Origin of the sequence: Sphingobacterium sp. IITKGP-BTPF85 (assembly GCF_001006065.1) — a bacterium.
GTDB lineage: Bacteria > Bacteroidota > Bacteroidia > Sphingobacteriales > Sphingobacteriaceae > Sphingobacterium > Sphingobacterium anhuiense.
In genome coordinates, this window is the sequence record NZ_ASZT02000171.1 from 1 (window position 1) to 9,712 (window position 9,712).

8 protein-coding genes and 3 pseudogenes are annotated in these 9,712 nt (G+C 35.0%); 3 read left to right on the forward strand and 8 right to left on the reverse strand.

The features are described 5' to 3' along the window. A pseudogene (locus tag L950_RS31000) lies at positions 1–512 on the forward strand (hypothetical protein); the annotation flags it as partial. A gap of 70 nt (positions 513–582) precedes the next feature. Further along, positions 583–783, forward strand: coding sequence for a hypothetical protein (locus L950_RS22210; RefSeq protein ID WP_021190975.1), 201 nt, complete (start codon positions 583–585; stop codon positions 781–783). Here the strand turns inward: L950_RS22210 and L950_RS36875 are convergent. The 8 genes and pseudogenes from L950_RS36875 to L950_RS22245 form a co-directional block, all read right to left on the reverse strand. Next, a complete protein-coding gene (locus tag L950_RS36875; protein WP_316930734.1) occupies positions 761–1,633 on the reverse strand; it encodes a hypothetical protein in 873 nt (290 codons plus the stop codon). The genes L950_RS22210 and L950_RS36875 overlap by 23 nt on opposite strands. 155 nt (positions 1,634–1,788) lie before the next feature. Next, entirely contained in the window at positions 1,789–2,238 is a 450-nt protein-coding gene (locus L950_RS36880; RefSeq protein ID WP_316930733.1) for a hypothetical protein, read from the reverse strand. Between the two features lie 208 nt (positions 2,239–2,446). After that, positions 2,447–3,526, reverse strand: a complete 1,080-nt coding sequence (locus L950_RS22220) for a dipeptidase (RefSeq protein ID WP_021190977.1) — start codon at positions 3,524–3,526, stop codon at positions 2,447–2,449. A 3-nt stretch (positions 3,527–3,529) separates the two neighbouring features. Then, on the reverse strand, positions 3,530–4,639 hold the full coding sequence (locus tag L950_RS22225) for a D-TA family PLP-dependent enzyme (RefSeq protein ID WP_021190978.1): 1,110 nt from the start codon (positions 4,637–4,639) through the stop codon (positions 3,530–3,532). Further along, entirely contained in the window at positions 4,636–5,112 is a 477-nt protein-coding gene (locus L950_RS22230; protein WP_021190979.1) for a RidA family protein, read from the reverse strand. The genes L950_RS22225 and L950_RS22230 overlap by 4 nt, the downstream gene beginning before the upstream one ends. Before the next feature lie 52 nt (positions 5,113–5,164). After that, positions 5,165–6,492 (reverse strand): annotated as a pseudogene (locus tag L950_RS37570) (gluconate:H+ symporter). A gap of 317 nt (positions 6,493–6,809) precedes the next feature. Then, complete coding sequence (locus L950_RS22240) at positions 6,810–7,799, reverse strand: hypothetical protein (protein ID WP_197086634.1); 990 nt, start codon at positions 7,797–7,799, stop codon at positions 6,810–6,812. Positions 7,800–8,280: 481 nt separating this feature from the next. Continuing rightward, a complete protein-coding gene (locus tag L950_RS22245; protein ID WP_021190982.1) occupies positions 8,281–8,412 on the reverse strand; it encodes a hypothetical protein in 132 nt (43 codons plus the stop codon). Between the two features lie 296 nt (positions 8,413–8,708). On the opposite strand from L950_RS22245, the pseudogene L950_RS22250 reads away from it, so the two are divergent. Next, positions 8,709–9,682: pseudogene (locus L950_RS22250) on the forward strand (YeiH family protein). Positions 9,683–9,712: the final 30 nt, after the last annotated feature.

A 9,712-nucleotide genomic window follows, 5' to 3' on the forward strand; every position in this document is an offset into this window, starting at 1 on the left:
TTTTAGAAGAAGTCGGATCTGAAGATTCTTTTGGTAGGGCTATATGGGCATTGGGATATCTATTTAATACAGCACCTTTTGTTGACTTCTATCAGTTAGGATCAAATATGTTTTTTAAAGCTATGCCACACTTTGAAAATTTAAAATCTATACGTGCTATCGCTTATACTATGATGGGTATTGCTGAATATCTAAAACAACAGCCAAATGATGAAAGAGTCACAGAGTTACTCCGTAAACTGGCTTTTAAATTAGTACATGAATATGATTCCAGTGCTGATGATGAGTGGAAATGGTTTGAACCAGTTCTGGCATATGACAATGCGATTATCCCACTGGCAATACTCATGTCAACCAAATATTTAAATGATGATAAACTTAGAAAAATAGGATTTTCAAGCTTTTATTTTCTCGAAAATATCATTATGCAAATGGGTTTTATCTATTATTGGCAATCAAAAATGGGCAAAACAAAATCAAAATATAAGCAAATTCGGGCAACAGCCCATTGATGTTACAGCCACAGTACTTTTATTTAGGGAGGTATTTGAAATCACTAAAAATGAAGAATATTTTGAAAAAATGATTCGATCTTTTGAATGGTTTTTAGGCGAAAATGACCTTAAGCTCCCGCTATATGACCACAGCACCAAAGGATGCTGTGATGGGTTAGAAACTTATGGCATTAACCGCAATCAAGGAGCAGAAAGCACGTTATGTTATTTTATAGCCTACTTAACTGTTTATAAGTCTTTAAAAATCAAATTTCAGGTTGAAGAATAGCCTGAATCAACTCATTCAAGTTAATGGTCGCATAAGTCGATGCATAGTCCGACATGGCGTAAGGCATAATTAACTGATCATTATGAACAATAGCTCCACATGAATAGACAACATTTGGCACATACCCTTCTCTTTCCATATCATTAGGAGTTAAAATAGGGAGACTAAGGCGTCCTATTTCTATATGTGGATTTTCCAAATCTAATAATGAAGCCCCAATTGAATACTCGCGCATAGGGCCAACAGAGTGTGTAATAATTAACCATCCGGCTGCGGTTTCAATTGGGGAACCGCAGTTTCCGATCTGTATAAACTCATATGGACTTTCAGGTTCTTGCACCAAATGAATAGCTTCATTCCAAATGTTGATATAATCGGAATAGGCGATATAATTATTTTCACCATCAATACGACATAGCATAGCATATTTCCCTTTGATCTTTCGCGGAAAAATCGCAGCACCTTTATTTGCAATTTCTCCATGGATGGGCTTGACTGTAAAATGATAAAAATCCTTAGTTGTCAATAGTTTTGGTAAAATACTAAATCCGTCATATGCAGTATAAGTTGCATAATAGATAACCTCCCCCTTAGGTGTTATAAAACGAACAAATCTCGCATCTTCAATCCCCCTTTTTTCAGTATCAGAAATTGGAAAAATAACCCTTTCAGATATTGAAGTATCCAAAGAGAAAGTCATCTCATAATGCGATGAAGCGAGCCATATCGCTTGCTTCAATATACTATCATTATCCTCTGTATGCTCTATTTCAGCACGTATTCCCTCCACATATCTCTTCAGCTCCTCATATGTAAATGTTTCTGTTAGATTTTCGCTAAGCTTTTGCATAGCCGTCGCATCTTTTGGATGCAACTCAACCAATTTAGAAATGAAGCTATTTTTATTATACCGATGATTCTTAATATTGATAGGCTTGTCCAGCAATGTTCCCACAACATCTAGATGAATATTATTCTCCGTATCAATATAACCAGAGCGGAATACTATCGAAGATACATGCCCCTCACCGGTTGCTCTAAAACTGATAATAACCCTCTTCTCCCCTTTATAAAGCTCGCTCTGATCTGGATGCTCAACAATAGATGGATTAAATAAAGCTGCCGATTCGATGGAATATTCCATCGTAAGTAAGAACCAATTAATAATTTAGCTGTCATCGATATTTTATCCGTCGGCATTTCTAATCTTTCCAATAGATGTCTTATGCGATCAAAATTACGCTCAAACACCTTCACAATACTGCGGTGCCGCTGTGAATAACTTCGTAAAACCTGTCCAAAAACTTCCTTTTGTTTTTCATCCGATAATTGTAGCACCCGATGAATTACTTTAATGGAACGTTCATCACCTAATGAAAAAAAACGAGCAAGGACACGTTTGGTATCTGGCCTAAAATAAATATCTTTCCGATTAACTTGAACGGGTTTATACATACATATCAACAATAAAAGTGACTAATAAATTCTTTTTATAAAACACATCAATGATCACATTGTTATACAATTTAAGCACAAAAGATTATTAAAATTTATAAAAATCTTATTTTTAATTATTTAGAAGTACCTTCTGCAGAGAAATATCATTCAAATTATAACGATTGTATGGTAAGTATAAAACACGTATTCGCTAAAAACGGACCATTTATAAGCAATTTCGCAAAAAATTAATCCAATTCGAATGTGCTATTTTATCTAAAGCATCCTCACTATATCCCCTTTGTGACAATATATCAAAAACCAACTGAATATCAGCAATAGTTTTCAGGTCATATGGACATTGTTCTTTACCAAAAGCGCCGTCAAGATCACTTCCTACACCGACATGATTTGTATTACCGGCCAATTGACAGATATGGTCAATATGATTGGCCATAACCTCTAATGAACAATTCATTGTCTTAGGGTCAGATACGCCTCTTACCCATCTGGGAACCATCATCCAGGCATCTAATGCCACCCCAATTACTGCTTTTTTCGAAATCAAGATTTTGATCATATCATCGCTAAATTGTCTGTTATGGTCGACAAGTGCGCGACAGTTGTTGTGACTAGCCCATATTGGACCATTAAATCCATCCATAGCATCCCAAAAAGCATCATCATTAAGATGAGTTACATCTAAAATAACATTAAGGCGTTCCATCTCCCTTAATAACGCTATTCCCTTTGCATTTAGTCTCCCATTTGAGTCCGTACCATTCGCATACCTTCCTGGCCCATAATGAGCTGGCCCAACCGCACGTAATCCCTGCTCATAAGCATATTCGAGATAAGATAAATCAATTAAAGAATCAGCTCCTTCTAAACTTAGCAGAAAACCGATTGGTTTATTTGATTTATTGGTCTCATCATTCCAAAGAATGATATGCTCTTCTAAATCCGTTTTAGTTTTGATCATGCGCATGTACCCATCCTTTTCCATTGCTCTATACCAAGCTAATTGCCCTTGTGTTTGTGCCCAAGCTTGTTCTGGAGAATACCAACCAGGCAAAGAGCTTTCCTTCTCCACGTATCTTGCAATTTGAGTAGCGACAACTAGGCCAATATTCCCCCTTTTCAGTTCACCAAAAGAGACTGTTGCATTTCCACGATCAGGTTTATCGTCCATCCCCTGCTCTCTACTATTTAGTTCTGCAATCGGAAGTCTTAAATCCCGATTCCATTCCATTGCATTCATACTAAGATCTAAATGCGCATCAAAAATCAATCTTTGTTTTTTCATCCTTTAGAAATTAATCTTTCTATCTCTAGCAGTAACATACCAATAATTATCGACCTCTCCATCAGTGATGACCACCAATTTTTCGTACAATGCCACAGTTGGACATATATGCTTTGGTACAGCATAGAAAGCTGCACCTATTTCGTATACTTGTGCATTTGGAACCTTTACGACCATATGTTCTTCACTTTGGCTTACGACTTCAAGATCGGGTTGATCTAAAAATTTGACACGCGGTAAAGCTGATTCACTTGCGACAGCTTTATATCCCAAATCCAAACAAATATGATGCTGATCAACAATACTTATAACACGGGTTAACAGTAATGCCGCATAATCAAAAGGTTGCTCTTTTAGAGTTTCTCCATAACCATAGTCCCAAAATACAAACGTCCCTGGACTACAAATCACATCACTTCTATCTGCGTGAAAAGTAAAAGAAGGTGAACCTCCGATAATCATCCTTGATATTGAGCTACATAATTGGTTTAATAATAAATGTGCTTTACTTAATAATGCATATGATATAGCACTTTGTTCTTCTCTGATTTTGAGATCAGAGTCATGGATATGACCATCATATCCATGTACCCCCATCAAACGAAGCCCTGGAAGTGACAGTATGGTCACGGCTAACTTCTCGACCTCTTCCAATGCTACCCCTGTCCTATTCATCCCAATATTTACATCAATATACACATCCATAGAGCAGTCTGCTAAAACACATGCCCTATTTAATGCCCTAGCGCTCTCATTATGATCGATTAAGCACGAATAATTGGTTTTACCAAAATGTTTTTTAAGCTTAATCAGACGTTCAATCTTAGGACCTGTTGGCTGATAAGTCAATAGGACGTCTTTAGCTCCCACATCTCCCAGAATTTCAGCTTCAGCAATAGTCGCACATTTAAATTGATTTATACCCGCCTTCCTTAAAGCAATACAGACATCTGTCGATTTATTTGTTTTGACATGTGGGCGAATCCGGCTACAATCGCCCCCTACCATCTCAATAGCTTTTTGAATATTATCGACAACCCGCTCTTCATAAACCAAGAGTGCGGGAGAGTCTACTTCTGAAACATCATTTAATTCATACCAATGCTTAATCATACTGTTTCATGTAATTCAAACAAAGCTTCTATTTCTACAGGAATATTATCCGGAAGTGATCCAAATCCAACCGCACTACGCGTTCCGATTCCATTCTCAGTTCCCCAAACTGCAGCAAACAATTCACTGCAACCATTAATAATAGCTGGATGCGCTTCAAAATCAGAAGTACAATTGACCATTCCCAACACCTTGATTACACGTTTTATACGATTAAGGCTACCTAGATTAGTTTTTATAGTAGAAAGCATTGTTAATCCAACCTGTCTTGCGGCAAGTTTACCTTCCTCAGGATTAAGGCTTGCACCGATTCTACCAATAATTAATGATGCATCATCTTGTACAGGCCCATGACCAGATAAATAGAGATATTTACCATCAATTACAAAAGGTTTATAAACACCCTTAGGTGCAGGTGCCGGAGGTAATGTTAAACCTAATTTTTCAAATTGTTCGTCTGCATTATAATTCATAATATGTTATATATTTTATGTTATTCAAATAATTATTTAAGGTAATTAAATTTTAAGTAATAATCATATCCAACGCTAGGACAGCAAGTAAACCGACAACAGATACAATAGCTTCCATGATTGACCATGATAGAAGCGTATCCTTTACACTCAACCCAAAGTATTCTTTAAATAGCCAAAAACCAGCATCGTTAACATGTGAAAACATCAAACTGCCTGCTCCAATTGCGAGAACCATCAAACTTGGATGAATATGCCCACCTGTAGCTAGTGGCAATAACACACCAGCCGCTGTTAACGCAGCCACTGTTGCAGAACCGATACATCCTCGTATCACAGCAGTTATCAACCACGCTAAAACCAATGGATGAATGGGTAAGGTCTGTAAATAATTAGCGAGTGCCAAACTGACCCCACTATCTTCCATTACTTGTTTGAATACACCTGAGCCTGCAATAATAAATAAAATCATTGCTATATCTCTCACAGCTCCATCAAAGATCTCCATAATTGACTTGATACTTCGCCCCTGTTTTATGCCCAAGCTATATCCTGCAAATAAAATAGCCAGTAACATAACTAGGGTTGGATTTGAAATGAATTTCACCCAAGACAATAATTTTTCATTACCCGTATCAATTACATAAGGAAGAACTGTACCGATAATCAATAAAAAACTGGAAATAGCGAGGCTAAAAAACTAATACATGCACTGGGCACACTATAGTCACTACCTACTTCAGTACCAACCGGTTTAAAAAACAGCTCGTGCTTTGGTCTTATATTTCGTAGTGTCATTCCAAAAATAGGACCTCCTATAATTATTGCAGGAGTTGCAACTAGAAGCCCGTAAATCAATGTTACTCCCATATCGGCATGAAATAATGCCACTAGTGCCACAGGAGAAGGATGCGGGGGTATAAATCCATGTGTCACTGATAATGCGGCAAGCATAGGAAGACCAATATATACGGCAGGAAGTTTATAGCGATAGGATATTGAAAATATCAGTGGCACTAACAGGACAAATCCTACTCCATAAAAAAGAGGGATTCCGACTATAAAACCAGTCAGCATCAAACCCCATTGGATATACTTCTCTCCCATTAATTGCACCATGACTGCCGCTATACGCTCGGCGGCTCCACTATCTGCAACAATTTTCCCTAGCATAGCACCTAGTACCAAAATTAACATGAGGCTTCCCATTACTGAGCCAATACCTTTTTCAATAGCGAGAATAAGACGATCCAAAGGCATGCCTCGCAAAATTCCAGAAATAACAGAAACTATTAAAAAAGATAGAAAAGCATTTATTTTTGCCTGTGTAATAAGAACAATTAGCAAAAACAAGCTTAATACAATGACGGTCAAGATCATTAGAGCAAGTTTAGGTCTATCCCAAAAGCATGTTTGCTTCAGAATATTGGTTCAATAAATCATTTTTTTCAATAATGAAGTTAGTGAACTAAACTCATAACTCCTAAAAAATATAAAAATAAAATCCTTTCAAACCTCTTCCCCAGTACAATAATGAAAAACTATATCAATCGTAATTTATTACAAGAAACCATTAATTTAATATATGTTGATGATTATTTTTATATCATAAAATTTATGACAAAAAGAACAATAGCTATTTTAAAACGAATAAGAAGGATGAAAAATAATTATCCGACAAAATTGAATGACAAATATTAGTGATTGAAACGCTTATTTGCATATCCATCTACAATTATACGAAGTTCATCACCTAGACTTGGATGTATATGAAAATAACCAGAAGGTTTACCTTTAACACGATAACTATTTAGTTTTTCATTCACACGCTTACTTCTAATATTATGTAAATTTCGATCGATGGCGGGATTTAAAACAACATAATTATCTTCAAAGTTAAAAATATACACTTGATCTATCCTAAAATATAAAGCTATATTAATATGTAAAAAGTGACACTCTGCTAATACTATTTCCGGATTTTCATCACCAAAGATAAACGGAATATCCAATCCGGAATCTAACAAACAGTAATCAAAGCCATCACCGTAAACATAAATTACGATATTAAAATTAACATCTCCAATGGGTTCAACTTCCAGCTCTTCTGTAGAACTAATTAACTTCTCAACCCTTTTAATCAGTTCGTCATTTGGATTTTCCTCATACTTTGGCTCTTCATTTTCTTTTATTGGAAGCTTTCTAAAATCATCTAAACGAAACTGATCTCCAGCTTTACCATAACTTTTGTTATAGGCAAAAACCATCGCATTTTTAAAAATAGACTGAAAACCTTTTATAAAATGTAAAACAATAACACCAGCAATCAATACAGTGACTCCAGACAATATCACATAAACAGTATCTACCAAACCCCACTTATCCTCACTAGTAAAATCATTATAGCCAGGTCTAAATAAAAGAAAATATACACCAAATACACTAACCATAGGCAAATAGGGTAACAATTTCACCAAAGCATAATCAACATTTTCCTTTTGTAGATATTCAAAAAAGAATATGGGAGAAACAAAAAATGTCGTTACAAGAGTTAATGAACTTATTACAAGCAAAGAGTAAAGAATATAAGTCCCATTTATAGAAGCTTTATCTAAAGCATTTACAATTATGAGTTTATGATATTGAAGAAAAACAACACTGATAGCTACAACGAGTATACATATCATAATGTACAGTACTATAGATCTTAGTCCAAGATTATTTTGAAATAACTTTCGCATAAGCTTTGATTTTATTGGTTATATAAATTTATTAATTTTTTATTTAAAAATCAAATATTAAACATGAATACAGCAATCTTACATGATAGTCAAAAAAAACAAAATATAAATTAACTACTTAAGACATCTTTTTGTTATCTGTAGTTTTAAAAAAAGTGGTGCTTAATGATACAGGCAGCAAACCTTAATAAATTATCAATGTAAATAGTATATTCAATTCGTATTGGAAGTATTTAAGAATCTGCTACTAAATGTTAAAAGCTCAAAAAATCTATTTTTAAATGCATTAGAACATCTCTACATTCTAAATAACTTAATTTAACCTGCTGTAAAACAATGACTTTAGAGATTAGCCATAAATCAAATGCATAAAAAAGGTCAGAAGTAAAACTTCTGACCGACAACGAAGCTCCAATAATAATTAAAATTATTTTCCTTCAAATATTTGTTTTAATTTCTTAAATAAAAACTCTCCCTTAACATTGATAGCAACAATCTTTCCATCAGGACCAATCAAATAATTCTGAGGAATTGCTTTGATACCGTATAGCTTTGACACCTCATTATTCCATTTTATCAAATCCGAAACTTCAGACGAAGTTAAAAGCGATTTATTCTAAAACTCCTCCCTTACAATTAAAGCCAAGTCAGCTAAAGCACTTTGTTAAAAGTAACATAGTGTAAACTAAATTCTCAACTTTTCCATTAATAAACCTATAACAAATAAGAATAATAAATCATAACCATAGGTAATACCCAATAACAAATGACCATTTCTATCAAAATTTTGTGTTCACGACATTTGTATCAGTCAAAAACACAAATCAAAACAGGACTAGTAACGAAAGGATAGAGATGGAAATTAAGGACAAAATAGTAGTTATAAGGAATAATCGTATCCGACAAATTATATTTGTAACGATAGCTATCACTTGCTGTATACCAGCACTCATCTCACCTCCTATAGCGCTCCTATTAGGGATAGTTATTGCCCAAACAGTTGGGCATCCCTATCTCCATCTTAATCAAAAAGCAACGCATATTTTATTACAGGCTTCCGTTGTTGGCTTAGGATTTGGTATGCAAGTAGACAAAGCGTTAGAAACAGGAAAAACAAGTTTTCTATTAACGTTGACCTTCCTCTCATTCACATTAATTTTTGGTTATCTCCTTGGTAAACTTTTGAAAATAGAAAATAAAACATCTTTCCTAATAGCTGTCGGCACAGCTATTTGTGGTGGAAGCGCAATAGCGGCTATTTCCCCTGTTATCAGAGTACAAGAAAAACAACTTTCTATTGCATTAGGGACTATATTCACCCTTAATGCTGCAGCACTGTTTATATTTCCTGCAGTTGGAAATGCGCTTGATCTTTCGCAACTTCAATTCGGAATATGGAGTGCTATCGCTATTCATGACACCAGCTCGGTAGTTGCGCTGCCAATAAATATGGTCCTGAGGCATTAGCAATAGCAACAACAGCTAAATTAGGTAGAGCATTATGGATCATACCTGTTGCTTTTTTAGCAGCTTATTTGTTTAAAACCAATGGTCCAAAAGTAAAAATTCCGTGGTTTATAGGACTTTTTGTAGTAGCCATATTGGCAAATAGCTATATACCAAGTATCCATAACTATCAGCATATCTTCACTTCTTTTGCAAAAACAGGTTTAACACTAACACTTTTCCTAATAGGTTGTGGACTAAGCCGTAAACTCATTATCGAAATGGGGATAAAACCGTTCCTTCAAGGAATAATACTTTGGGTCATCATTTCCCTGCTTTCTTTAGGGACTATACCGTTACTTTTTATTTTTCCATATAAATGAAGGGAATAGTAAATCTAAATTCTTAAAAGG